This is a genomic window from Sphingomonas paucimobilis NBRC 13935, from assembly GCF_000739895.2.
In the GTDB taxonomy this organism is placed as follows: domain Bacteria; phylum Pseudomonadota; class Alphaproteobacteria; order Sphingomonadales; family Sphingomonadaceae; genus Sphingomonas; species Sphingomonas paucimobilis.
This window is the reverse complement of sequence record NZ_BBJS01000036.1, coordinates 26,575-51,277: the sequence shown is the minus strand read 5'-3', so window position 1 is coordinate 51,277 and position 24,703 is coordinate 26,575. Positions and strand designations below refer to the sequence as shown.

Annotated in this window: 21 protein-coding genes; 15 read left to right on the top strand and 6 right to left on the bottom strand. The window is 67.2% G+C overall.

Translation table 11 applies throughout. The annotated features are described in order from the left end of the window. Positions 1-272: 272 nt before the first annotated feature. Positions 273-1,520, top strand: coding sequence for a DUF2254 domain-containing protein (locus SP6_RS12015; RefSeq protein WP_007404745.1), 1,248 nt, complete (start codon positions 273-275; stop codon positions 1,518-1,520). A gap of 8 nt (positions 1,521-1,528) precedes the next feature. Here the strand turns inward: SP6_RS12015 and SP6_RS12010 are convergent, their stop codons facing one another. Next, entirely contained in the window at positions 1,529-2,362 is an 834-nt protein-coding gene (locus SP6_RS12010; protein ID WP_042469100.1) for a YihY/virulence factor BrkB family protein, read from the bottom strand. A 410-nt stretch (positions 2,363-2,772) separates the two neighbouring features. Between SP6_RS12010 and SP6_RS12005 the strand changes: the two genes are divergently transcribed. Both SP6_RS12005 and SP6_RS12000 read left to right on the top strand, forming a co-directional pair. After that, on the top strand, positions 2,773-5,265 hold the full coding sequence (locus tag SP6_RS12005) for a TonB-dependent receptor domain-containing protein (protein WP_007404840.1): 2,493 nt from the start codon (positions 2,773-2,775) through the stop codon (positions 5,263-5,265). 86 nt (positions 5,266-5,351) lie between these two features. Beyond that, positions 5,352-6,458, top strand: a complete 1,107-nt coding sequence (locus SP6_RS12000; protein ID WP_007404832.1) for a DUF2332 domain-containing protein — start codon at positions 5,352-5,354, stop codon at positions 6,456-6,458. A 287-nt stretch (positions 6,459-6,745) separates the two neighbouring features. Here the strand turns inward: SP6_RS12000 and SP6_RS11995 are convergent, their stop codons facing one another. Next, the gene (locus SP6_RS11995) at positions 6,746-7,156 is read right to left on the bottom strand and encodes a DUF3597 domain-containing protein (protein WP_007404755.1); all 411 of its coding nucleotides are present in this window, start codon (positions 7,154-7,156) and stop codon (positions 6,746-6,748) included. Positions 7,157-7,302: 146 nt separating this feature from the next. On the opposite strand from SP6_RS11995, the gene SP6_RS11990 reads away from it, so the two are divergent. The 10 genes from SP6_RS11990 to SP6_RS11945 all read left to right on the top strand — a co-directional run bounded on the left by SP6_RS11990 (position 7,303) and on the right by SP6_RS11945 (position 17,039). Then, positions 7,303-7,881 carry a DUF4142 domain-containing protein gene (locus tag SP6_RS11990; protein WP_007404810.1) on the top strand — a complete coding sequence of 193 codons (579 nt, stop codon included), beginning with the start codon at positions 7,303-7,305 and terminating at the stop codon, positions 7,879-7,881. Positions 7,882-8,002: 121 nt separating this feature from the next. Further along, entirely contained in the window at positions 8,003-8,605 is a 603-nt protein-coding gene (locus SP6_RS11985) for a hypothetical protein (protein WP_007404786.1), read from the top strand. Positions 8,606-8,771: 166 nt separating this feature from the next. Further along, a complete protein-coding gene (locus SP6_RS11980) occupies positions 8,772-9,083 on the top strand; it encodes a hypothetical protein (RefSeq protein ID WP_007404807.1) in 312 nt (103 codons plus the stop codon). Between the two features lie 109 nt (positions 9,084-9,192). Further along, complete coding sequence (locus SP6_RS11975; RefSeq protein WP_007404821.1) at positions 9,193-9,930, top strand: hypothetical protein; 738 nt, start codon at positions 9,193-9,195, stop codon at positions 9,928-9,930. Between the two features lie 100 nt (positions 9,931-10,030). Further along, the gene (locus tag SP6_RS11970) at positions 10,031-10,282 is read left to right on the top strand and encodes a CsbD family protein (protein ID WP_007404860.1); all 252 of its coding nucleotides are present in this window, start codon (positions 10,031-10,033) and stop codon (positions 10,280-10,282) included. A gap of 147 nt (positions 10,283-10,429) precedes the next feature. After that, positions 10,430-12,208, top strand: a complete 1,779-nt coding sequence (locus SP6_RS11965) for a chloride channel protein (protein ID WP_007404736.1) — start codon at positions 10,430-10,432, stop codon at positions 12,206-12,208. Between the two features lie 91 nt (positions 12,209-12,299). Continuing rightward, complete coding sequence (locus SP6_RS11960; RefSeq protein WP_007404822.1) at positions 12,300-13,805, top strand: TolC family protein; 1,506 nt, start codon at positions 12,300-12,302, stop codon at positions 13,803-13,805. Then, positions 13,802-14,812, top strand: a complete 1,011-nt coding sequence (locus tag SP6_RS11955) for an HlyD family secretion protein (RefSeq protein WP_007404834.1) — start codon at positions 13,802-13,804, stop codon at positions 14,810-14,812. Before SP6_RS11960 ends, SP6_RS11955 begins: the two co-directional genes overlap by 4 nt. Continuing rightward, entirely contained in the window at positions 14,809-15,936 is a 1,128-nt protein-coding gene (locus SP6_RS11950) for an ABC transporter permease (RefSeq protein ID WP_007404734.1), read from the top strand. The genes SP6_RS11955 and SP6_RS11950 overlap by 4 nt, the downstream gene beginning before the upstream one ends. Further along, positions 15,903-17,039 (top strand): ABC transporter permease, encoded by a 1,137-nt coding sequence (locus SP6_RS11945; protein ID WP_128130715.1) that lies wholly within the window; start codon positions 15,903-15,905, stop codon positions 17,037-17,039. The genes SP6_RS11950 and SP6_RS11945 overlap by 34 nt, the downstream gene beginning before the upstream one ends. A gap of 4 nt (positions 17,040-17,043) precedes the next feature. Here the strand turns inward: SP6_RS11945 and SP6_RS11940 are convergent, their stop codons facing one another. Genes SP6_RS11940 through SP6_RS11930 form a run of 3 tightly spaced genes read right to left on the bottom strand, consistent with a single transcriptional unit; the run spans position 17,044 to position 19,675 of the window. Continuing rightward, positions 17,044-17,904 carry an NAD(P)-dependent oxidoreductase gene (locus SP6_RS11940; RefSeq protein ID WP_007404865.1) on the bottom strand — a complete coding sequence of 287 codons (861 nt, stop codon included), beginning with the start codon at positions 17,902-17,904 and terminating at the stop codon, positions 17,044-17,046. Continuing rightward, positions 17,901-18,785 (bottom strand): SDR family NAD(P)-dependent oxidoreductase, encoded by an 885-nt coding sequence (locus SP6_RS11935; protein WP_233419825.1) that lies wholly within the window; start codon positions 18,783-18,785, stop codon positions 17,901-17,903. Before SP6_RS11935 ends, SP6_RS11940 begins: the two co-directional genes overlap by 4 nt. A gap of 5 nt (positions 18,786-18,790) precedes the next feature. Beyond that, positions 18,791-19,675 (bottom strand): AraC family transcriptional regulator, encoded by an 885-nt coding sequence (locus SP6_RS11930; protein WP_007404735.1) that lies wholly within the window; start codon positions 19,673-19,675, stop codon positions 18,791-18,793. 125 nt (positions 19,676-19,800) lie between these two features. Between SP6_RS11930 and SP6_RS11925 the strand changes: the two genes are divergently transcribed. Then, positions 19,801-21,063 (top strand): MFS transporter, encoded by a 1,263-nt coding sequence (locus tag SP6_RS11925; RefSeq protein WP_007404702.1) that lies wholly within the window; start codon positions 19,801-19,803, stop codon positions 21,061-21,063. Here the strand turns inward: SP6_RS11925 and SP6_RS11920 are convergent. Then, on the bottom strand, positions 20,985-22,031 hold the full coding sequence (locus SP6_RS11920; RefSeq protein ID WP_042469097.1) for a LacI family DNA-binding transcriptional regulator: 1,047 nt from the start codon (positions 22,029-22,031) through the stop codon (positions 20,985-20,987). The genes SP6_RS11925 and SP6_RS11920 overlap by 79 nt on opposite strands. A 300-nt stretch (positions 22,032-22,331) precedes the next feature. Between SP6_RS11920 and SP6_RS11915 the strand changes: the two genes are divergently transcribed. Continuing rightward, the gene (locus SP6_RS11915) at positions 22,332-24,587 is read left to right on the top strand and encodes a beta-glucosidase family protein (RefSeq protein ID WP_007404708.1); all 2,256 of its coding nucleotides are present in this window, start codon (positions 22,332-22,334) and stop codon (positions 24,585-24,587) included. Positions 24,588-24,703 lie beyond the last annotated feature (116 nt).

Sequence of the window (24,703 nt, the reverse complement as noted above, 5' to 3'; positions counted from 1 at the left end):
GCAAAACCAACGGGATCGTCGGTCATCCTCCCTTGCAACCCCGCAGTTCGCAAGTTGATCCCAGCGGGCATGGCCCCTTTCATCATCTGAATCATCAAGGGCCGAAGAGCACCAAAGAGCCTATGGTCCGATACCCGCTTCGCCGCACGGGCCGGAACCTTGCGCCCCCGCCGAACGGTATGCGTGGCAGAAAGGGGCGAGAAGAGCTCTGAGGGATAGGGTGGAATGCAGTTGGTGACGATGGGGTCGATGCGCGGCGAAAGGGCCGGCGCATGAAGCAATGGTCCTGGATGCTCGGCCGGATCGTGCGCCAGATATGGTTCCGCGCGGCCATCATCAGCGCGGCCAGCGTGGCGCTGGCGATCCTAGCGGCGATCATCACCCCCTATCTGTCCTATAGCTTCGGGATCGAGATCGGGCAGCGGTCGGTCGGCACCATCCTTCAGATCATGGCGTCGAGCATGCTGGCGGTCACGACCTTCTCGCTGACCGCGATGGTCAGCGCCTATTCGTCCGCGACCCAGCTTGCCACGCCGCGCGCGACGCAGTTGATGGTCAGTGACCCGACCTCGCAAAATGCGCTGTCGACCTTCCTGGGTGCCTTCGTCTTTTCGATGATCGGGATCATCGGGCTGAACACCGGGGCCTATGGCAATAGCGGTCGCATCATCCTGTTCGCGGCGACCGTCGTCATCATCCTGCTGGTCGTGGGGACGCTGCTGCGCTGGATCGGGCATATCACCGCCTTTGGGCGGATGGCCGATGTCATCGACCGGGTGGAGGACGCCGCGACGAGCGCGATGACGGACTTCGCCGCGCAGCCGCATCTGTGCGGTCGCCCGGCGGTCGCGGTGCCGGCCACGGCCACGGCCATCTGCACCACCCAGACCGGCTATGTCACCCATATCGATGCCGAGGCGCTGGGTCGTCTGGCCGAGCAGCAGGGCGTGTCCCTCCATGTCGCGGCCCTGCCGGGGGCGATGATGCATCCGGCCCGCCCCCTGCTGCATGTCGTGGGCGAGGTGGATGATGCCGCGCGCAAGGCCATGACCAAGGCCTTCACCATCGAACGGCATCGCCGCTTCGACCAGGACCCGCGCCTCGGCCTGATCGCGCTGTCCGAGATCGCCAGCCGCGCATTGGCCCCCGCGACCAATGATCCCGGCACGGGGGTCGAGGTGCTGAACGCGCTTCTGCGCGTCTTCCTGACTCTTCGCCCCGAGGCGACGCCGCGGAAGGAGGATGCGCGAACTTACCCGGTGCATATCGGGCTGCCCTCGATGGACGACATGCTGACCGATGCCTTCGGCCCGATCGTGCGGGACGGCAGTGTCGAGATCGAGGTGTCGCTGCGCCTGACCAATACGCTCTGGGCGATCCATGCCGCCCTGCCGGAGGCGCGGGCGGCGATCGCACGCTGGGCCGATCGTCATGCCCAGCGCGTGGCCGAGGCGATGGAAGACCCGCATGACCGGGCGGCGTTCGAAAAGGATTTCAACCGGCTCTGGCGACAGGGCTGAGCGCGCCGTCAGGCGACCTCGGGCGTGATGGTCAGCCCGGCTCGCTCCATCGCCTCGGCATTGAGGCGGGCGCCGAGCAACAATGCCCAGGCGGAGACGAGCAGCCACAGCATCAGCACGATGACGGCCGATAGCGAGCCATAGGTGTCGTCGAACCGCGCGACATGGGCGACATAGGCGCGGAACAGCGTCGTCGCCCCCAGCCACATCGCCACCGCCGCGATCGTGCCCGGCACGACCCGGCGCCACGGAATCGGTTCTTCGGCGGCGGGCGCATAGCGATAGATCAGCAGCAGCGCGCCCCCCGCACCCAGCGTCAGCGAACCGAACAGGAGGATCGTCGAGGCAGTCCGTGCTCCGGGCAGGCCATCGGGCACATAGCTTTTGAGAAACGCCAATACCGATAGCGATACCAGCGCGGTCAGCACCAGCGCGGCACAGCCCAGTACCAGCAGGGTGGAGGCGATCTGCCGCCGCAGCCCCCTGCGTTCCCGATCGATCCGATAGGCCAGGTTGATGCCGTGCAACAGCGACCGCCCCGCCCGCCGCGCGCTGAACAGGGCGATACCAAGCGAGGCGAGCAGGGTCACCAGATCGGCGCGATGCGAGGCGAGCGTGTTGTGAAGCCCGCCCACCACGATCTGCCGGGCATCGGCGGGCAGGATGGCGGTAAGCGTCCTCAGATTATGTGCGACGCTGGTGGGCGGTGCGAACAGGCCATAGGCCCCGGTGATCAGGCCGATCAGCGGGATCATCGCCAGAAAGGCGGCAAAGGCGATCGAACTGGCCGCGATGCCAAAATCGTCGTGCAATGCGCTGCGCACCGTCCGGACGAGCAGCATGGTCCACTTCACCGTCGGCGGGGTGCGATGCGAGCGGGGCCATGGCAAAACCGCATCGCGAAGAAACCAGAAAATCCTGCCAGCATGCGCCACGTCGAACAGCCCCCCTTTCGATCGAAGGCGGAACGCCCGTGGCGGGCTTCGGGGCCAGCGTAGGATTGGCTTTTTGCCGTTCACGGCCAGGCTCGGCTTTCGCGCGGCACCCGAAATGATGACAAGCCCGTCTGCCTGGACCGGGGCAGGTGGAAATCTGCGACGCGCAAATAAGCCGATGATCTTCTTGATGATGATATGGGTGCAAGGCGCCCGGGAAAGAGCACGCATAATTATTGGGTTAGGGAAACTGCCCTTTAACGCTTTTCCAAAGTTTGGCGCCGTAGATCACCCCCGATTGTCAAAGGGGGGATTACGTGCTTCTTCATCGTTTGCTGCTTTCTACCATGCCGCTTGCTTTGCTCGTACCGGTTCAGGCGCAGGCGCAAAGCGCCGCGTTCGACAAGCCGGCCGATGAAAGGACCGCGTCGCGCAGCACCCTGAACAAGGATGTCGTGGTGACCGCCGTCGCGCGGGGGCGCGATCGTCTGGACAGCGCGATTTCGACCAGTTCGCTGGGGCAGGACGAAATCCTGAAAGCCGCCCCGCGCTCGACCGCCGAAATCTTCCGCAACATCCCTGGCATCCGCTCAGAAAGCTCGGGGGGCGACGGCAATGCCAATATCTCGATCCGTGGCCTGCCGATCGCCTCGGGCGGTGCCAAGTTCCTGCAATTGCAGGAGGACGGACTGCCGGTGCTCGAATTCGGCGACATCACCTTCGCCAATGCCGATATCTTCCTGCGCGCCGATATGAACGTCGCGTCGGTCGATGCCATTCGCGGCGGCTCGGCCTCGACCTTCTCGTCCAATTCGCCCGGCGGCGTGGTCAACATGATCTCCAAGACCGGCGACGTGCCCGGCGGCGCGGTGATGGCGACCGCCGGACTGGACTATGGCGAATATCGCCTCGACTTTGATTACGGCGCCAAGGTCACCGACACGCTGCGCTTCCATGTTGGCGGCTTCTACCATCAGGGAGAGGGGCCGCGCCGCGTCGGCTATGACGGCACCAAGGGCGGCCAGATCAAGCTGAACGTCACCAAGGAGTTCAGCGGCGGCTATATCCGCTTCTACGGCAAGTTCCTGAACGACCGGTCGGCGGGCTATCTGCCCAATCCCGTCCGCGTGACCGGCACCAATGCCGATCCGCATTATGAGAGCGTGCCCGGCTTCGACATCGCGCGCGATGCATTGCTGTCACGCTACGATACCAGCAACGTGACGCTCGACGGGCAGAACAACCCGACCATCCATGACAAGCGCGACGGCATGCATCCGGTGGTCAATTCCTTCGGTGTCGAGACGCGCTTCGACGTGTCGGGTTGGACCGTGACCGACCGGTTCCGCTATGCCGATATCTCCGGCCGCTTCATCTCGAACTTCCCGGCCGCGGTCGACAGCGCGGCGGCGACCGCCACCACGCTGGGCGGCGCGGGCGCGACGCTGCGCTATGCCAGCGGCCCCAATAGCGGCCAGGCGATTACCAACTTCGCCGGTCTGAACGGCAATGGCCTGCTGGCGCGCATCGTCGTGTTCGACGTCAATCTCAACAGCCTGGACAATGTCACCAACGATCTGCGCGCCAGCCGCGTCTTCGATGTCGGCAAGGGCGAACTGACCACCACCGCCGGCTTCTACAAGTCGCGTCAGACGATCGACACCGACTGGCTGTGGACCTCGACGCTGATGGATGTCCGGGGAGGGGGCCGTGCGGCGCTGGTCGATGTGTTCAATGCGGCGGGCGTGGCGCAGACCCAGAACGGCTATTACGCCTTTGGCGCCGATTATTTCGGCGGTTGTTGCCGGCGTAGCTACCGCGTCGATTACAATGTCAACGCGCCGTTCGGATCGTTGAACTACAAGATCGGTCGCATCGCGCTGGGCGCCAGCATCCGGTACGATTTCGGCAATGCGCAAGGGTCGATCTTCGGGTCGGATCTGGGCGGCGGGCGCGTCGGCACCACGGCGCGCGACATGAATGGCGACGGCGTCATCTCGGCCGCCGAGCGCCGCGTGTCGGTCATCCCGCTGACCAGCCCGGCACCGGTCGATTATGACTGGCACTATCTGTCCTATTCGTCGGGCATCAACTTCCGCGTGTCCGAACCGTTCGCGATGTTCGTCCGTTACAGCCGGGGCGCGCGCGCCAATGCCGACCGGCTGTTGTTCGGTCCGGCGGTCAGCACGGTCGACGGTCATCTGGTCAATGCCGATGCGGCGGTCGATTATGTCCAGCAGGCCGAGGCCGGGCTGAAATACCGCAAGAACGGCATGTATGTGAACCTGACCGGTTTCTGGGCCAAGACCGAGGAGCAGAATTACGAAGCGACGCGGCAAATCTTCATCGACCGCAAATATCGCGCATACGGCCTGGAGCTCGACGGCGCCTATAGCTACGGCCCGTTCAGCCTGATGGGCGGTGCCACCTGGACCGACGCCAAGATCGTCAGCGACGCGCTGAACCCCGATGCGGTCGGCAACACGCCGCGCCGCCAGGCTCGGCTGATCTTCCAGGCGACGCCCCAGGTCGAGTTCGACCGCATCACGATCGGTGCGAACGTGATCGGCACGACCAGCAGCTATGCGCAGGACAGCAACCAGTTGAAGCTGCCCGGCTATACCGTGGTCAACGGCTTTGTGCAGTTCCACGCCACCGACCGGGTGTTCGTCTCGCTGAACAGCAACAACCTGTTCAATACCAAGGGCTTTACCGAGGCCGAGGATTCGGTGATCCCGGCGAACGGCATCGTCCGTGCCCGCTCGATCAACGCGCGTACGACCTCGCTGTCGGTCCGCGTCGGCTTCTGATCGGATCTCGGCCGTGCTCCGTCCCGGCAAGGGGCGGAGCACGGCTAGCCTTGATATGTTAACCTTTGCGGGGTCATAGCCGGGCGATGCAGTCGGAGCGTTCGACATTGATGTGCGTGAAGTCGGATGATCCGTCGACGCCCGACGTGCTGCCCGAGCCCCATGTCGGCGCTTCGATAAGCGAATTGTCCCGACAATCCCGTGTCATGCGTACCATGGGCACGCCGTTCGTCGCCGACCTGCTGGCGGCGGTCGATCGGCAGTTGGACCATGCACCGCACACCGCCCGGCTGATTCGCTCCTGGGGGCGCACGGCGGCTTCCTCGGCGATCGCCATGCGGATCAACGCCGCGCTTCACGCGCTCGCCCGGCAGGGTCGCGTTCCACTGCTCAGCGCCCTGTATGCCGGTGAGCATCGCCGGTTCGACGAAGCGGTCGCCCTGGCGCTGGCAAGCCATGACGATCTGCTGGTCGATTGGCTGCATCAGGTCCCACAGACCAACGAGGTGGGACGCGCGGCAGCCTTTCATGCCGCGCTGATGGTGCTGGCGCGCGACCATGGCGGCGTGTTCGACCTGTTCGAAATCGGCGCCAGCGCGGGCCTGAACTTGAATCTGGCGCGCTACGCCTATGATCTGGGTGGGGTGCGGACCGGCGATGCCCATTCGCCGGTCCATATCGCGCCGGCCTGGCACGGTTCGCCGCCACCGAACGTGCCGGTGGTGATCGGCGAGGCGCGGGGCGTCGATCTCCATCCGGTCGATATTCACGACCCGGCCGCCTGCGAGCGGCTGGCGTCCTTCATCTTTGCCGATCAGCCCGAGCGCGGTGCGCGGCTCGAAAACGCGCTGGCGCTTGCCCGCCGCCACCCGCCGCACATGGCGGCCGGCAGCGCGGCGGATTGGCTGGCGGCACAATTCTCGGTCCCCTCGACGGAGGAGCGACACCGTGTCGTGCTCCATTCGATGGTGCTGCAATATGTCGGCGCGGAAGAGCGTGGCGCCATCGAGCGGGTGCTGGCGCGGGTGGGCGGTGAGGCGTGTCGATCGCGGACCTTCGCCTGTATCGGCTTCGAATGGGACGAGCGGCAGGAGCGGGTCGAGCTACGCCTGCGGTCCTGGCCGGATGGCCGCGACCAGGTTCTCGCGCATTGCCATCCCTATGGGGCCTGGATCGAGTGGATAGGCATGTAGGATCGTCGCTGTCGGCGAGGAGCCGATGTGCCAGACTTTTATCCCGGGTATCGTATCTCGTTACAGGATGAGAGAATTAGTGGAGAAATCCGGTTGTTTCTCGCTTGCTCGGCGCCGACTGTAGAATCCCTTGCATGGGGGCCAATCATTCCTCCCCGGTAAGGCGAGGGAAGGCCATGCGGGGCATGGTGGAGGGGGGTACGCCGCAAGGGGTATTCTACCCCTGGCACGCCCCCTCCGTCAGGCCTGCGGCCTGTCATCTCCCCGTATCGGGGAAGATATAGGGATTAGTTGCGCAGGCTGTCGGGGACGATGCCGCCATTTTCCGCCAACTTGGCCATCACCGCCTTGTGGAGCGCGATATTCTGTTCGGCGCTGCCATCCTCGCCGGCATGGACATTCAATTCGTTGGCCAGCTCCTTACGCGCGGCCAGGCTTGAATCGAGATCGAGCAGCTTGAGCAGGTCGACGATCGAGCTTTGGTAATTGCCGCCGCCATTCTTCATCGACGCCATTTCCGACAGGACCGCGCCGACATCTACCGCCTGGGGCGCAGGCGCGGCCGGTGCGGCGGGCGCGGGCGTCGGCTGTGCGGGGGCCGGCTGCGCGGGGGCGGGCGTGGCCTGCCCGGCGGGCGCGTCGGCCTTCTTGCCGCCATGGTTGAAGATCTTGCCCAGGATGTTGCCGAAGATGCTCATGATATCCTTTCCTTTGCTTGTCGCCGCGTCGCGGGCGGTCTGCGCTCTAACGACGTGAGGGGCGGCTCGGGTCCGATCATGGGAACGTCGGGCCGCGATACGCGCTTATGCAGGACGGAAGCATGTAATTTCAGGGGTTTGCCAACATGACCATTCGCGCCACCATCCTCGCCACCACCGCTCTTCTGGCCCTGGCCGGGTGCGGGCGGAGCAATGAGCCCGCGCAGACGAACATGACGAACGACACCGCCATGGCGACCCAGCCGGAGGCGACGACGCCGACCCCGACCGCCGCGGTCAGCGCATCGCAGAGCTTCGCCAATGCCGCCGCCGCCAGCGACGCCTTCGAGATCGAAACGTCGAAGCTGGCGCTGACCAACGGCGCCTCGGCCTCGGTCAAATCCTATGCGCGCAAGATGATCGATGCGCACACCGCCTCGACCGCCAAGCTGAAGGCGACGGTGGCGGGGCTGACGCCGGCCATCACCCCCGATCCGACCCTGAACGCCGAGCAGCAGCAGAAGCTGGACCGGTTGAAGGCGCTGAACGGCACGGCGTTCGATCAGGCCTATATCGCCGAGCAGACCGCGGCGCATCAGCAGACGCTCGACACGCTGAAGGCCTATGCCGCATCGGGCGACATGCCCGCGCTCAAGGATTTCGCGACCGGGTTGATCCCGACCGTGACCGCGCATCTCAACATGGCCAAGTCGCTCAAGGCCTGACCGCTTCGATCGACCTGATCGTCACCGGCCCGCCCGAACGCCTCGTCGTTCGGGCGGGTTTGCTCGTGTCGCCAGCATTGGCCAATCGCCACGCCGCCGGTTAGGATCGCGGCGGAGACCCATGACGATGCCCAAATCGCATATATTCCCCCGTTTCGCCTGCCTCTCGCTCCTCGCCGGCCTGTTCGCCTCCGCGCCTGCCATCGCCCGTGACGACGCCCCGCGCGCAATCGGCGGGTGGACGGTGGCACCGAGCAAGGATGGGCAGGGATGCTTCCTGACCAAGGTCTATGACCGCCCCGGCGACACGACCCTGTTGCTGGGGCTCGACCGCGACGGAACCAACCATCTGACGGTGCTCAACTCCAACTGGTCGATCGAGCCGAAGCAGAGGCTCAAGCTCGATTTCCGTCTATCGAAGGGCGGCTATGCCAAGCATTTCGCGGTCGGATTGGCGTCGGACGGAAAGCGGGGCTTCGTGACCAGTTTCGAGCCGAAATTTCCGGCCTATTTCGCCAGCTCCCATATGCTGGCCATCGCGCGCGGCGATGTTCCGGTCGAGCGCCTGCCCCTCGACGGCAGCGGCGCTGCGGTCGCCAGCCTGCGGCAATGCGTCGCCAAATTGGCCGATAGGACGCGGGTGTCGAGCGGTGAAAAATCGGGGGCAGACGATATTCCGCGCGATCCCTTTGCGACCGGATCGGGACGAAAGTCGCGCCGGTGATCCCAAGTCATGACGCCGAATTGCGACGAGAAGAGCAGGATTTGCGTTGTATTCGGTTCATATAACATTTGGTCGAAGATGCGGCACGGTCGAACAGAAAGCGGATTGTCGGATCGTCACGGCTCGGCTTGCTTGTTTCAGTTAGTCAACGACTGAAAGTTTAGTGATGTCTGCTTACGCGTCCAAATCCCTGCTCGCCATGGTAACCCTGGCCGGTGCCGTCAGCCTGGGCGGCTGTGCCACCAAGTCCTTCGTGCGCGAGCAGATCGCGCCGGTCAGCCAGCGCGTCGACACGCTGGAGGCGCGCTTGCAGGAAACCGATGGCACGGCGAAGTCCGCGCTGGCCGAGGCGCAGGCCGCTTCGCAACAGGCGCAGAGTAATGGTCAGCGGCTGGATCAGCTCAACGGCCGCGTCGATGGCATGGACCAGCGCCTGACCGCGCAGGAGCAGCGGCCCGCCAAGCGCGCGCGCCACTGATCGCATCGGTCACGCGGTACCGAACATACCCCCTTTCGCCTGTCGGCCGTCCCCCTCGGGTGGGGCGGCCGATCTTTTGTGCCCGATCTTTTGTGAGTGTGCCGAAACGATGAAGTTGATCGTGCGGGTGTTGGCCGGGCTGTCGCTGATCCTGCCGGTGGCGATGGTTGGCGCGGCGCCGGCGCCCAAGGCGGTGAGCGCCAAGGCCAAGCCGTCGAAAAAGCCCGCCAAGGCCAAAGCCAAGGTCGCGGCCAAGGCGGTCGAGCCGCCCCCCGTTATCCTGCCCTCCGAAGCGGTGGCGCGTGTCGTGTCCTGGGTCGCCGGCGCGGGCGACAATCATGGACTGCCCTGGGCGGTGATCGACAAGCAGCAGGCAACGATGTTCCTGTTCGATGCCAAGGGCAAACAGGTTGCCGCCGCGCCCGTGCTGATCGGCATCGCGCCCGGTGACGAGGCGAGTCCGGGTGTCGGCAGCAAGAAGCTGGCCGATCTGGGGCCCGCCGAGAAGACCACGCCCGCCGGGCGCTACCTCGCCAAATTCGGTCTGCCGGTGGCGGGCGAGCGGGTATTGTGGGTCGATTACGCGACCTCGGTCGCGATCCACCCGATCCCGACCGATGCCGGCGCGCGGGAGAAGCGGCGCGAGCGGATGCTGTCGCCGACGCCGGACGACAACCGCATCACCTTTGGCTGCATCAACGTGCCCAAGGCGGTGTACGGCCGCCAGATCCAGCCGATGTTCCGCCGCAAGGGCGGTTATGTCTATGTGCTGCCCGATACCAAGCCGATCGAGGCGGTGTTCCCGCGTCTCCGGGTGCAGGCCGTGGCGATGGGCGCGGCCGGATAAGTGTCGGCGCGATCACGGCCGATGCACCCCTAAGCCCCGTCGCGCGTTGGGGGCGTCGGGGACGGGACGCTGTCCCATCCATTTGCCAAGGAGACGATCGATGAACACCGATACGCTTACCGGTTCGGCCACCGACATCGGCGGCAAGGTCAAGGAAGGTCTGGGCACGGCCCTGAACGACAAGTCGTTGCAGGCCGAGGGCAAGACCGATCAGTTCAGCGGCAAGGCGCAGAAGACCTTTGGCGAGGCCAAGGACGTCGTCCGCAACTTCGTGCAGGAACGCCCCTTCGCGGCCGCCGCACTGGGCGGCGTACTGGGCCTGGCGCTCATCAACACGCTGCGCGGCAAGTAACGCGATGATGACGGCGGGCGGGCTTCGTCCCGCCCGTCCACGGCGTCGCATCGATTGAGCGGCGGCCGTCCCGGTTCGTTGGGACCCTTCCCAAAATCCTGAAGTCCGCGCGTGACTCGCGCGGCGTGTGTCGGCAGAGCGATGGGCATGGCCCCGCTCCATCACCGACTGCCGGTCTTGCCGCGCCTCGTGCGCCGAAGTGCCGCGTGGTTGCGCTGGCTGGCCCGACAGGCGCGTTCGATCGAATCGCTGTTTGTCGTGGTGGCGATCCTCATCGGCATGGGGGCAGGGCTGCTGACCGTGGCGCAAGGCGCGCTGGCCCGCACCCTTCAACATATCGCCTTTGCGATGCCGACCGAATGGCGGTTGAGCGGAATACCGGCCCTAAGCTGGCATCAATTGCTGATGCTGCCGCTGGGCGGTGGCGCATTGGTGCTGTTCAATCGCCTGGTCGGCGCACGTCGCCGTTCGCTGGTCGACGCGGTCGAGGCTAATGCCCTGCATGGCGGGCGCCTGTCGGTACGTGACAGCGCGATCGTGTCGGGCCAGACGATCCTGTCCAATGGCTTCGGCGCCTCGGTCGGGCTGGAGGCCGCCTATGCACAGCTCGGCGGGCTGATCGCTTCGCTGACCGGGCGATGGCTGAAATTGCGGCGGATCGAGGTGCGGACTTTGGTCGGCGCCGGGGCGGGGGCGGCGATCGCGGCGGCGTTCGGCGCGCCGCTGGCCGGGGCCTTTTACGCGTTCGAGGTGGTGATCGGTGCCTATACGCCCGCCGCCATCGCGCCGGTCGTCGCCGCGGCGCTGGCGGGCGCGCAGACGGCGCAGCGGCTGGGCGTCGTCCCCTATATCGTCCATGTCGAGCGCGGGCCCGCCATCCACAGCTTCGGTTATCTGGTTTATGGTGTGCTGGGCGTGGTCTGCGCGGTGATCGGCATCGTCATCATGCGCGCGGTCGGCGTCGTCGAGGCGCGGACGCGCGCCGTCCTGCCGGGCTGGGGGCGGCCGATCGTCGGCGGCCTGTTGATGGCGGTGCTGGCGGCCGTCTCTCCCCAGGTGCTGTCGGCAGGGCACAGCGCGCTGCACATCGACATGATGACGGCGGTGCCGCTGGCCTTTGTCGCGACCGTGCTGGTCATGAAGTCGCTCGCCTCGATCGTCTCGCTCGGCTTCGGCTTTCGCGGCGGCCTGTTCTTCGCCTCGCTGTTCCTCGGCACGCTCATCGGGCATCTCTATGCCGGTCTGCTGGGGTGGATGGCGGGCACGTCGGTGCTTAATCCGGGCAATGCCGCGATGGTCGGCATGGCCGCCCTGGCGGTGGCGGTGATTGGCGCGCCCTTTACCATGACCATGCTGGTGCTGGAGGCGACCGGCAATTTCAGCCTGACCGGCGCCGTGCTGGCCGCGAGCCTGGTGTCCTCGACGATCGTGCGGCAATTCTTCGGCTATTCCTTCTCGACCTGGCGGCTTCACCTGCGCGGCGAGACGATCCGCAGCGCGCGCGATGTCGGTTGGGTCAAGGCGTTGACCGCCGGGCGGATGATGCGGCGGCAGCCCAATCTCGTCCCCGACAGCATGATGGTGAGCGCGTTTCGCCACCGCTTCCCGCTCGGCTCGACCAGCCGGGTGGTCCTGGTCGATACCGCCGATCGCTATGCCGGCATCGTCAACCCGGTCGTCGCCCATGACGAGCACGTCGCGCGCGAGACCCGCGTCGGCGAACTGGCCCAGGCGCGGGATCAGGCGCTTCGCCCCGATATGGATATCCAGATGGTCATGGCGGCATTCGACGCCGCCCGGTGCGAGGAACTGGCAGTGGTCGATGCCGATGGCCGCGTGCTGGGCCTGTTGACCGAGGCGCATGTCCGGCGCCGCTATGGCGAGGAACTGGAGAAGAGCCAGCGCGAGCTGTTCGGCGAAACCTGATCCCCGGCCGGGGCGCCAACTTCTTTGACGTAAGCGTCAAGCGCGCTATGCCAAGCGCGGGTGGGGGCCCCTAGGGAGTGACGATGTGAGAATGGTCGGTTCGCCGCGCGGCCCCACGAGCCCGACAAAGCTGCTGCTCGGCCTTGTCGTCGCGAGCCTGTCGGCAGGGGCATCGGCACAGGATCGGTCGGTCGCGCTCAGCTATGATGCGGCGGCGCACCGGCTGGCCAATGTGTCGCCCGCGCTGTCCGCTGCCGACCATGCCGAAACGGCGGCGCGCGAGACGGCGGCGGCCGTCGCCACTTTGCATCGCCCGATCCTGACCGCCTCGGCGCAATATCTGCAATATCAAAAGACGCTGTCGGTCGACCTGACCGGATCGAAGCAATCGGCCAGCGACGCGACCCAGGATTTCCTGTCGGGCATCCCCGGCACCGTGCCGCCGGCCTTTCAGCAGATCGCGAACGATATCGTCGGCCGCATCTCGCAGGCGCTGCCCGGCCTGTTCGCGATCATTCCCGACAGCCTGTCCTATCGTTATCGCGACGATGTGTTCCGCCCGACGGTGCAGGGCGTCCTGCCGCTCTATTCGGGCGGCGCGATCCCCGCGATCCAGCGCGGTGCCAAGGCCGGGGCGGAGATGGCGTCGGCGCGCGCGGCGCAGGCACGCGACCTGACCCGGCTCAATCTGATCCGCCTCTATTTCGGACAGATCATGGCGGCGCAGCTTGCCCGATCGGCGCTGGAATCGCGTGAGGCGCTCGACCGGCTGCTGTCCGATGCCCGCAAGCTGGAGGCGGCGGGCGTGATCCCCCATGCCCGCACGCTGGAGGCGCAGGTGGCCCGCGACACCGCCGACCGCGCGTGGCAGCGCGCGGCGATCGCCGCCGACAGCGCCCGTGGCGACCTGTCGCGGCTGCTGGAGGTCGAGGCGGTGGAGCCCTTGACCCCGCTCTTCGTCACCAGCCGGCCGCTCGCCCCCGCCTCGAGCTTTCTGGGCGGCGAGGCGGCCTTGCCGCAAACGCGACAGGCGGATGCAACGCGTGGCGTGGCCGATGCCGGGGTCGACCTTGCCCGCTCGCGCTACCGGCCTCAGGCCTTCGCGTTTGGCGAGTATAATCTCAACCGCAGCAACGCACTGCCGACCGAGCCGGACTGGGTCGCGGGCGTCGGGGTTCGCTACACGCTGCTGTCGAATGTCGATCGCCGCCATGCGCTGAACGCCGCGCAGGAAAATGCCGCTGCCGCCGCCGATGCCGCGCGCGAGTCGCGCAAGGCGGCGACCGGCGCGACGCTGAAGGCCTGGGATCTGGTGGAAAGCGCGCGTCGCTCCTTCCTGTCGCTCGACAGTTCGATGGCGGCGGCGACCGAGAATCTGCGCGTTCAGCAAGTGTCGTTTCGCGAGGGGGAGGGGACGTTGACCGCTGTATTGGGGGCAGAGGCCGCCCTGGCCGCCGCCCGCGCGCAAAAGGCGGCGACCGCCTATGAATATGATCTAGCGCTGGCCGGCCTGCTCGCCGCATCGGGGCAACTCGACAGCTTTTCCGACCATCTGGCGCGTGCCGATATCCGCCTGACCCAGGAGCCGCGCCGATGAGCGAAACCGAAGTGGCACCCGCCGCCCCGTCGCGTCGTGCGCGCCTGCTGCTCTGGGGTGGCTTGGTGCTGGTCGCGATCGCGATCGGCATCGGGCTGTGGCTCGCCAGCCGTCCCGCGCCCGAGCCGTTGCAGGGCGAGGTCGAGGCCGACGAGATCAACATCGCCACCAAGACGCTGGCGCGCGTCGAACAGCTGCGCGCCGATGAGGGCGACCGCATCCGTCGCGGACAGGTGCTCGCCACCCTGTCCGCGCCCGAGGTCGCCAATGGCCGGCAACAGGCGCAGGCCGCGCTCGACAGTGCCCGCGCGCTCCAGTCGATCGCCATCGAAGGCGCACGGAGCGAGGATGTAGCTTCGGTCCGCTCGACTTGGCTTGCTGCGCAGGCGACGGCCGATCTGGCCGCCACCTCCAGCAAGCGCGCCGATCGGCTGTTCGCCGAAGGGGTGATCGCCGCCCAGCGCCGCGACGAGGCCCATGCCGCACGCGATAGCAGCGCCCGCGCGGCGCGGGCGGCCAAGGCGCAATATGACAAGGTGATGGCCGGCGTCCGGCCGCAGAACCGCGCCATCGCCGATGCACAGGTGCGCGCGGCCAGCGCCGCAACTGCGACCGCCGATGCGCTCCTGCGCGAAACGACGCTCGTCTCGCCGATCGATGGCGAGGTGTCGCGGCGCCTGTTGCGCAGCGGCGAGATCGTCAGCCCCATCCTGCCTGCCTTCCAGGTGATCGATATCGACCATCCTTGGGTGACGCTGAACGTGCGCGAGGACGACTATCGCGGCATGGCGATGGGGCGCGAACTGGTCGGTCATGTGCCCGCGCTGGATCGCAATGTGCGGTTCCGCGTCGCGCATGTCGCCGCCCAGGGCAGCTTCGCCACCTGGCGCGCCACCCGCCAGTCGCGCGGCTATGACGTGCGCGCCTTCGCGGTGAAGTTGAAGCCCGTGACCCCGGTCGCCGGGCTGCGGCCGGGGATGAGCGTGTTGTTCGACTGGCCGCAATGAACGCGATCCGGGCCGCCTGCCGCGCCGAGATCGCGCGAATCGGACGCACGCGGGTCGACCTGCTATTGCTGATGCTGATGCCGTTGCTGCTGTTGGGCGCGATGGCGGCGATGCTGTTCGCCGGATCGCCCTATGGATTGAAGACGGTGATCGTCGACCGCGATGGTGGCGCGCTGGCGCGGTCGATCGTGCGCCATATCGCGGCCTCGCACAGCGTCAGCATCGTCGCGCGCACGTCCGATCTCGACCAGGCGATGGCGATGATCCGCAGCGAGCGTGCGGTGGCGGCGGTGGTCATCCCGCGCGGCGTCGGCACGCGGGTGGCGGACGGCGCGCCGGTCGAGATTTTCCATCAGGCGGTTTTCCTGTCGACCGGCGCGCTGGCCGCGACCAATTTGCGGGCGGTGATCACCGCGACGCTCCTTGCGGCGAGAGCGGAGGATAGCGGGCTGGCGCAGGCCGTGGCCCTGCGCGTGCCCCTGCCGGGGATCGCGGTGACGATCCTGGGCAATCCGACGACCAGTTTCGAATGGTATCTGGGCCTGTTGCTGGGGCCGGGCATCCTGCATCTGCTGATCGCGGTCACCTGTGTCTCCAGCATCGGCGCGTTGATGGAGGATCACAGCTTCGCCGCCTTTGCGCGGGGCACTCCCGCCCCGGTGGCGGTCCTGATCGGGCGGATGGTGCCGCATATCGTGGCCGGGACGCTGTGGGGAACGCTGTGGCTGCTGTGGCTGACGCTGGCGCGTGGTTACCGGCCCGAGGGGAGCCTGATGCTGATCGTGGTCGGCCTGGTCCTGCTGTTCGTCGCCACCGCCGCTCTGGCGCTGCTGTTGGTCGCGGCGACGCGGGAGGTGTCGACCTCGCTGTCGGGCGCGGTGATCCTTGCCGGATCGGCGCTGGCCTATTCGGGGGCATCCCTGCCGCTGACCGGCGCGGGGCTGTTTGCGCGCGTGTGGAGCCAGATCCTGCCGCTCACCCATTTCATGGCGCTTCAGATGGATCAGGTGATGGGCGTGGCTGCGATGCCGTTCCTGCGCGCCGGCGCCGTCCTGATGCTCTATCCGCTGGTCGCGGGCGGGGCGGGCGCTTGGCTCATCCGACGGGCGGGGCGGCGGGCATGAGCTTCCGGCGCACCTTTGAGGAGACGTTGCTGACCATCCTGACGACGCGCGACCTGGTCGCCGTCGCGGTGCTGTCGGTGCTGCTCTATGCCTTTTACTATCCTGCGCCCTATGCGCATCAGACCGCCACCCGGCTACCCGTCGTGGTAGTCGATGGCGACCACAGCCCCCTGTCGCGCCGGCTGATTGCGCATCTGGGTGAGACGCGCGCGGTGGCCGTGGTGGGCGAGGTGGCGGACATGCCCGCCGCGCGCGCCGCGATGCGCGAACGGCGGGCGGAAGCCATTCTGATGCTGTCCCCCGATTTCACCCGCAACGCGCTGGCCGGGCGGGGGACGGGCGGCGTGGCGCTCTGGCTCAACGGCACCTATCTCCTGCGCGCGGAGAGCATCGGCGCGGGGCTCGCCGAGGTGGTGATCGACACGCTCGACGATTGGCGTGCCGCGCGCGGGGGGGTGCTGGTGCGGCAGGCGGCGATGCCGGTGTTGGTCCATCCGCTGTTCAACACCACCGGCGGTTACCGGGATTATATCTTCCCGGCGGTGGCCAACATCATCCTGCAACAGACCCTGCTGTTCGCCAGCGCACGGCTGATCGCGGAGCGGCGGCGGCGTATTTCTGCCCCCGTCCGCCTGTCGGACGCGCTCGGGATGTGGGTGGCGTGCATGGTGATCGGCATGCTGGCGGCGTTCTTCTATTTCGGTTTCGTCTATTGGGTGCAGGACATTCCGCGTGGCGGCAACATGCCCTTGTTGCTGCTGGCGGTGCCGGCCTTTGCCGGGGCGGTCGCGGCGCTGGGGCTGGCGGCGGGCGCCTTCTTCCGCAACGGTGACGACGCGCTCAAGATATTGCTGCCGACCTCGGTCCCGCTCGTCTTCCTGGCGGGGTTCGCCTGGCCGCTCGACGCGATGCCGCGCTGGCTGGCGACGCTGGCCTGGGCGTCGCCAGCGACCGGCGGCATGCATCTGTTCATCCGGTTGAATCAGATGGGCGCGCGGGCGAGCGAGATTGTCGGGCCGCTCGCCACGCTGCTCCTGCTGATCATCTTCTATCTGAGCATTTTCCTGATCCGCATCACCCGCCCGGTCCCGCGTCCGGGCTGAGGCGTCAGACGCCGGCGCCCTTGCGCACCGCCAGCGCGATCCCGGCCCAGTCGATATCGCGCCCCTCCTGCGCGATCGCGCCGCGCAGGTGATCGCGCACGATGCCCAACAGTGGCATCGGCACGGCGGCATGTGTTGCGGCGGCGTCGACCAGACTCATATCCTTCAGCCCCAGCGGCGCGGTGAAGCCCGCCGGGCGGAACCGGTCCTCGACCAGGATCTCGCCATAGGTCTGGTAGATGGGCGAACCGAACAGCGTGCCGGTAAGCACTTCGAGCAGGGTGGCGCGATCGACGCCGTTCTTCTCGGCCAGGGTCATCGCCTCGGCCATCGCCTCGACCGCGGCCATGATCATGAAATTGCCGCTCAGCTTGACCAGATTGGCGGCCGAGGGCTTTTCGCCGATGCGGAACACGCGCTGGCCGATGACCTCGAAGAGCGGCTGGCAGCGGTCGAGCGCGGCATCGTCGCCCGCCGCCACGACGAACAGCTTGCCGGCCGCCGCCGCCGGGGGGCGGCCGAAGACCGGCGCGGACACATAGCCGGATGGCCCCGCCGTATCCGCCAGCCGATCGGCCAGTGCCAGGCTGATCGTGCTATGCCCGATATGCAGTGCGGGGGCGCCGGCGATGCCATCGGCGTCGAAGACCACCGTCTCCAGCGCCGCATCATCGGCCAGCATCGTCATCACCCCATCGCCCTGTGCCGCATCGACCGGGCGTTCGGCGCGGGTCGCACCGGCGGCCACCAGCGGCTCGGTCTTGTCGGGCGAGCGGTTCCATACGGTCACGTCATGGCCGGCCTGCACCAGATTGCTCGCCATGGCGGCGCCCATCTGCCCCAGCCCGATGAAACCGATCTTCATGCCTTGTCCTCCATATGGCGTGCGAAAGCGTCCTGATGATCGGGATGCCAGCGCGACAAAGCCGGGCGATTATCGATGATATCGCCCGCCGCCCAGGCGATGCGGCGCTCGTCCATTGCGCGTGTCACATCATTGTCGGGACACAGGATATAGAAATCGCCGCGCGCCATGCCCGACAGCAGATAGTCGGCGACCTGATCGGCGCTCCACGCGCCTGCGGGCCGTTCGGTGATCCCGCGCCGCTTGGTAAAGCCGGTATAGGTGAAGCCGGGGATCAGCAGATGCGCGCTGACCCGGCCATCGGTTGCCAACAGATCGTGCGCCAGGCTCTCGGTAAAGGCCTTCAGCCCGGCCTTGCTGACATTATAGGCGGTATCGCCGGGGGGCAGGGTGATGCCCTGTTTCGATCCGGTGTTGACGATCGCGCAGGGCCAGTCGGCGGCGAGCATCGCGGGCAGGAAGTGCTGCACGCCATATACCGCGCCCATCATATTGGTCGCGATCGTCCGCTCCCAGATATTGGCGCCCGCCAAGATGCCACCGCCGCCTTCGCGCGCGGCATTGTTCATCAGGATCGATACGCGGCCCAGATCCTCCGCGGCGATCTTCATCCGGGCGATCTGCGATGGATCGCCGACATCGACCCGGATCGTCTCGACCCGCCGACCCTCGTCACGCAGGGCGTGTTTGGCCTCGGCCAGCGCATCCTCGTCGATATCGGCGAGCAGGATGCTCATATCGGCGGCGGCGAGATGCCGGGCGACGGCCAGGCCGATGCCGCTGGCGCCGCCGGTGATGACGGCGACATGATCGGGAAGAATGGCAGGATGAGGCATGACGCCACAAACGATCCGATCGCCCGGCGGGTCCGTGGCGTCCACCGATCCTATTGCAGGGGCAGGAACAGCTCCACGACCACGTCATGGACCGCCGCATTCGGGAAGAAATTCAGGTGACGCCGGCAATAGATCGGGAAGTCGCGTGCCTCCTCGCCGCTGGCGGGCAACCATTCGCGGTAGAGATAGAGCGCGGCGGGCTCCAGATCATGCGTATTGTGGACGACACGGAAGACCGCGCAGCGTCCGCCGGGAATGACGCCGGGCTGCATCGGCGCATCCTCGGGCCCGATCGGCCGGTCGGTGCCGACGCACAGGTCCATGCTGTAATCGGCCGGATTGGCGGGCACGCGCTCGGACCGGAAGATGTTGAAGGTCGGGCTGGTTTGAGGCGACAGCCCGGCGGCCTTGCGCCAGGCGATGAAGCGCTGGATCGTCTGGTCCAGTGTGGCGCGGTCGCCACGATGTTCCAACAGCGCGACCGGGGTCGGCGGCATGTCGCGGATGGTGACGTCGTCGGTGGTGTAGGTGATGGGCATCAGCTTGCTCCTGGCGATGTTGACCGGCGCGAAGGCCGCGAGCCACGGGGTCCAGTCCGGTGCCTTGCGAAAGGCCGAGGGCGATTGCGCGAACCGTGCGCGAAAGGCGCGGGCGAAGGCATCGGGCGCGTCATAGCCGGCCTCCAGCGCGATATCGGTCACGCTGCGCGCCCGGTCGGTGACGAGCTGGTGCGAGGCGCGTTTCAGCCGGGCGAGCTGGACATAGCGATAGACGGACAGGCCGAAGATCGCCGTGAACTGTCGGTGGAAATGAAATTTGGAAAAGGCCGCGATCCCGCTGATCGCGTCCAGGTCCAGATCGCCGCTCGGATGCTGGTCGATATGATCCAGCACCCGTTGCATGCGGGTGCGATAATGGTCGATCGCCGTCGTCATCCTGTCCGTCCCTCGTGGCCATTCCGGTTACCCCGGCGACCCATGGCCTGCTCGACCAATCTTGCGCTTTTGGCGTGCGGCGTCCCGCTGTTGGCGATGCGCCAAAAGCTGATAGGCATGGTGCCATGTCCGCCCGCGATCCGCAGCCTGCGTCACCGCTTGTCCCCATGGCCGATCCGGCGCGGACGGCGACCCTGCTGTTCCGGCTGTCAATCGGGGTGTTCTTCATCGGCGGATTCGTGGCCTCCTCGATCAGCCTGTTGGTGCCGCGCGTAAGGCTGGCCTGGGGGCTGGGTTACGGCGCGGCGAGTGCGATCCAGTTCGCCTCCTTCTCCAGCTATCTGCTGTTCGCCTTTCCCGCCGCCGCGCTGGTCGCGCAGGCCGGCTATATGCGTGCCAACGCCACCGGGCTGGCGATCATGGCGCTGGGCAGCACCCTGTTGATCCTGGGGCTGGGAGCGCAGGCCTATGCGCCCGTGCTGATCGCGCTGCTCGCCCTGTCGACGGGGGCGACCTTTCTTCAGATCGCCAGCAACAATGCGGTGACGATGGCGGGCGATCCCCGGTTGGCGGCGACGCGGCTCAACCTGCTGCAGGGGTTCAATTCGCTGGGCACGGTGGTCGGACCGGTGCTGGGCGCCAGCACGCTGATCCCCGCGACGGGGCGGGCGGCGGGCTGGATGCCCGCCTTGCCGTTCGGGCTGGCGGCGTTGACGCTGGCGGGGCTGGCTCTGGGCTTTGCCCGCTACCGCGATCTGCTTGGCGAAGGGGGGCGGCATGGGCGCACGCGCGGGACATGGACAGCCGCGCTGCGCAACCGGCGTTTGCAGGGCGGGGCGCTGGCGATTTTCGCCTATGTCGGCGCGGAGGTGACGATCGGTGCGCTGCTGACCGATTTCCTGATGACGCGCCATGCCTCGGGTTGGTCGCCGGTCGCGGCGGCCCGGCTGGTCGCGCTTTATTGGGGCGGGGCGATGGTCGGGCGGTTCGCGGGGGCCGCGCTGCTGCGGCGGATGGAGCCCGCGTATCTGCTCGCCGCCGCCGCGACGCTCGCGCCCTGTCTGGTGCTGGCGGCGTTGCTGGGACAGGGGATGGCGGCGACCATCGCGCTGCTCGCGGTCGGGATCGCCAATTCGATCATGTACCCGACCATCTATGTCCTGGCGCTGCCGCCCCGCGCGGAGGAAGCGCCCGCCGGGGGCATGGTGCTTTGCGTCGCGGTGGTGGGCGGTGCGGTCGTGCCGCTCTTGACCGGATTACTCGCCGACCGGGTCGGCCTGCTGCCGGCGCTGCTCCTGCCGGCGGCCTGCTATCTGCCGGTGCTGGCCTTTGGCTGGGCCTCGCGCGCCTCCTCCTCGACCGAACTGGCCCTGACGACGAGTTCATAGGGGAGTTCGAGCGCCTGCATCGCGCCGCCATCCGGGGCGCGCTCGACCAGCAGATCGATAGCGGCGGCGGCCATTTCGACATTGGGCTGGCGGATGGTGGTGAGCTGCGGCCAGGCCATGCGCGCCAGTTGCGCATCGTCGAACCCGGCGATGGCGAGCGATTGCGGCACCGCGATCTGTGCGGCGCTGGCGGCGGTCAGCACGCCCAGCGCCATTTCGTCGTTGCTCGCGAAGATCGCGCTGGGCGGGTTGGGCCCGCGTAATAGCGCCTCGGCGGCGAGTAGCCCTGAGCGGAAGGTGAAGTCGCCCTGAAACACGCGGGCCATGTCGGGCACGATGCCGAAATCGGTCATGGCCTCGTAAAAGCCCATCCAGCGGCGTTCGGAGGCGGTATGCTGCGGATTGCCGCGCACAAATCCGATCTGGCGATGGCCCAGCGCCAGCAGATGCTCGGTCATGGTGCGCGCCGCCGCCCGGTCGTCCATCCAGACGCGCGGCGTGCGCGCGGTGTGGGTGCCCGGCGCGATGCGGACGACGGGCACGTCATGCCGCTCGAAGATCGCGATCAGTTCGTCGCAGTCGCAGATCGGCGGCGTCAGGATCGCGCCGCCCAGCCGCAGCCCTTGCAGGCTTTCCTCCAGCCGTTCGCGCCAGTCGGCACGGTCGAACGCCACCGTCTCGATCACCAGATGCCGGCCCAGCGCCCGTGCCCGCCCCAATGCGCCCAGCAGCACGTCATTGGCATAGCTGCACCCCGGATCGTCGAAGAATAGCCCGATCAGGAAGGATCGGGTGCTCGACAGCCCGCGCGCAAAGGCGTTGGGCTGATAATTCATCTCGGCGACGACCCGCGCCACCGCCTCGCGTACTTCGGGGCGGACATGCGCCTCGCCATTGATGACGCGGGACACGGTCTTGGGGGAAACGCCGGCCTGCCGGGCCACGTCCTTGATCGTCAGCGGCTTCATCGCGGTATATCCGGGAGTGAGGCGGCGAGACGGGGAGGAATCGGGTATCGCCGCATATCTTATCCATTCTAGCCGCGCCGTGCCCCGTCGCAACGCGACAGGAAGTGGGGCATGTCCCGTCCTTGGGCAGGGTGCCGCCCAGCCGTCATCACCGATTTGGCGTTGACACCGATGTCATACACGCCGAACATCGTCGGAGAAACGGGGTTTCATCAGGAGAGGATCAAGCGACGGGACGGGCAGTCCTGCGTCGCCATGACCCTATGTTCCTGCGGGACCCCGATCGCCAGGAGCCTGTTCATGTCGTACCGCCTTGCTTTCGCCGCCGCCCTTCTCGCCGGGGCCGCGCCCGTGGCCCTGTCGGCCCAGCAGGCGACGCAAAGCCCGACCCAGGGTGCCTGGCAGAACAAGGATGTCCCTGCAGCGGAGCGTGCCCGCGCGCTGGTCAAGGCGATGACGCGGGCGGAGAAGCTGGCCTATGTCCATGGCCTGTTCCCCCCGATGACCAAGGAACGCCATGCCGACATGATCCCTTCGGCCGGCTATGTCCCCGGCGTCCCGCGTCTGGGCGTGCCGACGCTGCGCGAAAGCGATGCCAGCCTGGGCGTCGCCAATCAGGTCGAGCAGCGCAAGGGCGATACCGCGACGGCTCTGCCCTCCAGCCTGGCCACCGCCGCCAGCTTCGATCCCGCCATCGCCTATGCCGGCGGCGCGATGATCGGGGCGGAGGCACGCGCCAAGACGTTCAACGTGCTGCTGGCGGGTGGCGTCAACCTGACGCGTGACGCCTGGAACGGCCGCAATTTCGAATATCTGGGCGAAGATCCGCTGCTCGCCGGCCTGATGGGGGGCGAGTCGATCCGGGGCGTCGAATCGAACCATATTGTCTCGACCGTCAAACATTATGCGCTCAACGCGCAGGAGACGGGACGCAACATCCTGGACGCACGGATCGACGAAAAGGCTTTGCGCGAGAGCGACTTGCTCGCGTTCAAGATCGCGATCGACGGCGGCCGGCCGGGATCGGTCATGTGCGCCTATAACAAGGTCAATGGCGACTATTCCTGCGAGAACCGCTTCCTGCTGACCGACGTCCTGCGCAGCGAATGGCGCTATCCGGGCTTCGTCATGAGCGACTGGGGCGGGGTCCATTCGACCGAGAAGGCCGCGCTGGCCGGTCTCGATCAGGAATCGGGGCAAGAACTCGACAAGCAGATCTATTTCGGTCAGCCGCTCGCCGATGCGATCGCAGGCGGACGCGTGCCCGAGGCGCGGCTCGACGAGATGGTGACGCGGATCCTGACCGGCGTCATCGCCAGCGGGCTCTATGACGATCCCACGCCCGCGACTGCGCAAGCCATCGATTATGCCGCGCATGCCGATGTGGCGCAGCGCGCGGCCGAGGCGGGAATCGTCCTTCTGAAGAACGACCGCGACGTCCTGCCGCTGGCGGCGACGGCCAAGCGCATCGTCGTAATCGGCGGCCATGCCGATGTCGGCGTGCTGTCGGGCGGCGGATCGAGCCAGGTACGCTCGGTCGGTGGCGTGCCGATCGAGATTCCGCTGACCAAGGGCGCGGCCGCTTCTTTCGCCCGGATTACCTATCACAATTCCTCCCCTCTTCGTGCGATCCGGGCGGCGGCACCGGGCGCGCAGGTGACGTTCGTCGACGGGCGCGATCCGGCGGCGGCAGCGGCAGCTGCCAAGGCCGCCGATGTCGCCATCGTGTTCGCCACCCAGTGGCAGACCGAGGCGCAGGATGCCCCCTCGCTGTCGCTGCCCGACAATCAGGATGCGGTGATCGCGGCGGTGGCCAAGGCCAATCCGCGCAGCGTCGTGGTGCTGGAGACGGGCGGCCCGGTGCTGATGCCCTGGGTCGGCGATGTCTCCGGGATCGTCCAGGCCTGGTATCCCGGCCAGCGCGGCGGCGAGGCGATCGCGCGCGTCCTGTTCGGGCAGGTCGATGCCTCGGGCCGTTTGCCGATCAGCTTTCCGCGTGCCATTTCGCAACTGCCGCGCCCGCGTCCCGTGTTGCCCGCCGGCGTCACCGCGCTGACCGATGCGTCGAGCAATGCCGGCGTGGTCGATACCGGCGACCTCGCACCTTTCCCGGTCGATTATCAGGAAGGCAGCGATGTCGGCTATCGCTGGTATGCCGCGCGCGGCGACCGGCCGCTATTCCCGTTCGGCCATGGGCTCAGCTACACCCGCTTCCGCTTCGGCACGCCGCGCTTCACTGGCGGCGCGACGCCATCGGTGGCGGTCGCGGTCACCAATAGCGGCCAGCGGGCGGGCGTCGTCGTGCCGCAGCTTTACGTCACCGGCGAAGGGCAGGGGCCGCTGCGCCTCGCAGGGTTCCAGCGGGTGACGCTGGCGCCGGGCGAGACCAGGCAATTGTCGATCGCCGCCGATCCGCGCATCCTGGCACGCTGGACCAAGGGCAGCGGCTGGGCCACCGCGCCGGGTCGCTATCGCCTGACGCTGGCCACCGATGCCGAGCATCCCGTGGCGTCGGGCGATGTGACTGTGGCGGCGGGAGCACAGTCGACCAATTGATCGATCCGACCGACATAGGTGGGTGGCAATTTCGTTGACACCGATGTCGGTCGGTATAGCAAGAGCTTCATACAAAAACCGGCCAGATAAATGACCGGGAAAAACAGACGGCGCGA

What these genes read in the sequence shown, in the direction of transcription:
- SP6_RS12015 (WP_007404745.1), top strand. Translation starts at nt 273, where the DNA reads ATGAAGCAATGGTCCTGGATGCTCGGCCGGATCGTGCGCCAGATATGG.
- SP6_RS12010 (WP_042469100.1), bottom strand. Translation starts at nt 2,362, where the DNA reads ATGCTGCTCGTCCGGACGGTGCGCAGCGCATTGCACGACGATTTTGGC.
- SP6_RS12000 (WP_007404832.1), top strand. Translation starts at nt 5,352, where the DNA reads ATGCAGTCGGAGCGTTCGACATTGATGTGCGTGAAGTCGGATGATCCG.
- SP6_RS11995 (WP_007404755.1), bottom strand. Translation starts at nt 7,156, where the DNA reads ATGAGCATCTTCGGCAACATCCTGGGCAAGATCTTCAACCATGGCGGC.
- SP6_RS11990 (WP_007404810.1), top strand. Translation starts at nt 7,303, where the DNA reads ATGACCATTCGCGCCACCATCCTCGCCACCACCGCTCTTCTGGCCCTG.
- SP6_RS11985 (WP_007404786.1), top strand. Translation starts at nt 8,003, where the DNA reads ATGACGATGCCCAAATCGCATATATTCCCCCGTTTCGCCTGCCTCTCG.
- SP6_RS11980 (WP_007404807.1), top strand. Translation starts at nt 8,772, where the DNA reads ATGTCTGCTTACGCGTCCAAATCCCTGCTCGCCATGGTAACCCTGGCC.
- SP6_RS11975 (WP_007404821.1), top strand. Translation starts at nt 9,193, where the DNA reads ATGAAGTTGATCGTGCGGGTGTTGGCCGGGCTGTCGCTGATCCTGCCG.
- SP6_RS11970 (WP_007404860.1), top strand. Translation starts at nt 10,031, where the DNA reads ATGAACACCGATACGCTTACCGGTTCGGCCACCGACATCGGCGGCAAG.
- SP6_RS11965 (WP_007404736.1), top strand. Translation starts at nt 10,430, where the DNA reads ATGGCCCCGCTCCATCACCGACTGCCGGTCTTGCCGCGCCTCGTGCGC.
- SP6_RS11960 (WP_007404822.1), top strand. Translation starts at nt 12,300, where the DNA reads ATGGTCGGTTCGCCGCGCGGCCCCACGAGCCCGACAAAGCTGCTGCTC.
- SP6_RS11955 (WP_007404834.1), top strand. Translation starts at nt 13,802, where the DNA reads ATGAGCGAAACCGAAGTGGCACCCGCCGCCCCGTCGCGTCGTGCGCGC.
- SP6_RS11950 (WP_007404734.1), top strand. Translation starts at nt 14,809, where the DNA reads ATGAACGCGATCCGGGCCGCCTGCCGCGCCGAGATCGCGCGAATCGGA.
- SP6_RS11940 (WP_007404865.1), bottom strand. Translation starts at nt 17,904, where the DNA reads ATGAAGATCGGTTTCATCGGGCTGGGGCAGATGGGCGCCGCCATGGCG.
- SP6_RS11930 (WP_007404735.1), bottom strand. Translation starts at nt 19,675, where the DNA reads ATGACGACGGCGATCGACCATTATCGCACCCGCATGCAACGGGTGCTG.
- SP6_RS11925 (WP_007404702.1), top strand. Translation starts at nt 19,801, where the DNA reads ATGTCCGCCCGCGATCCGCAGCCTGCGTCACCGCTTGTCCCCATGGCC.
- SP6_RS11920 (WP_042469097.1), bottom strand. Translation starts at nt 22,031, where the DNA reads ATGAAGCCGCTGACGATCAAGGACGTGGCCCGGCAGGCCGGCGTTTCC.
- SP6_RS11915 (WP_007404708.1), top strand. Translation starts at nt 22,332, where the DNA reads ATGTCGTACCGCCTTGCTTTCGCCGCCGCCCTTCTCGCCGGGGCCGCG.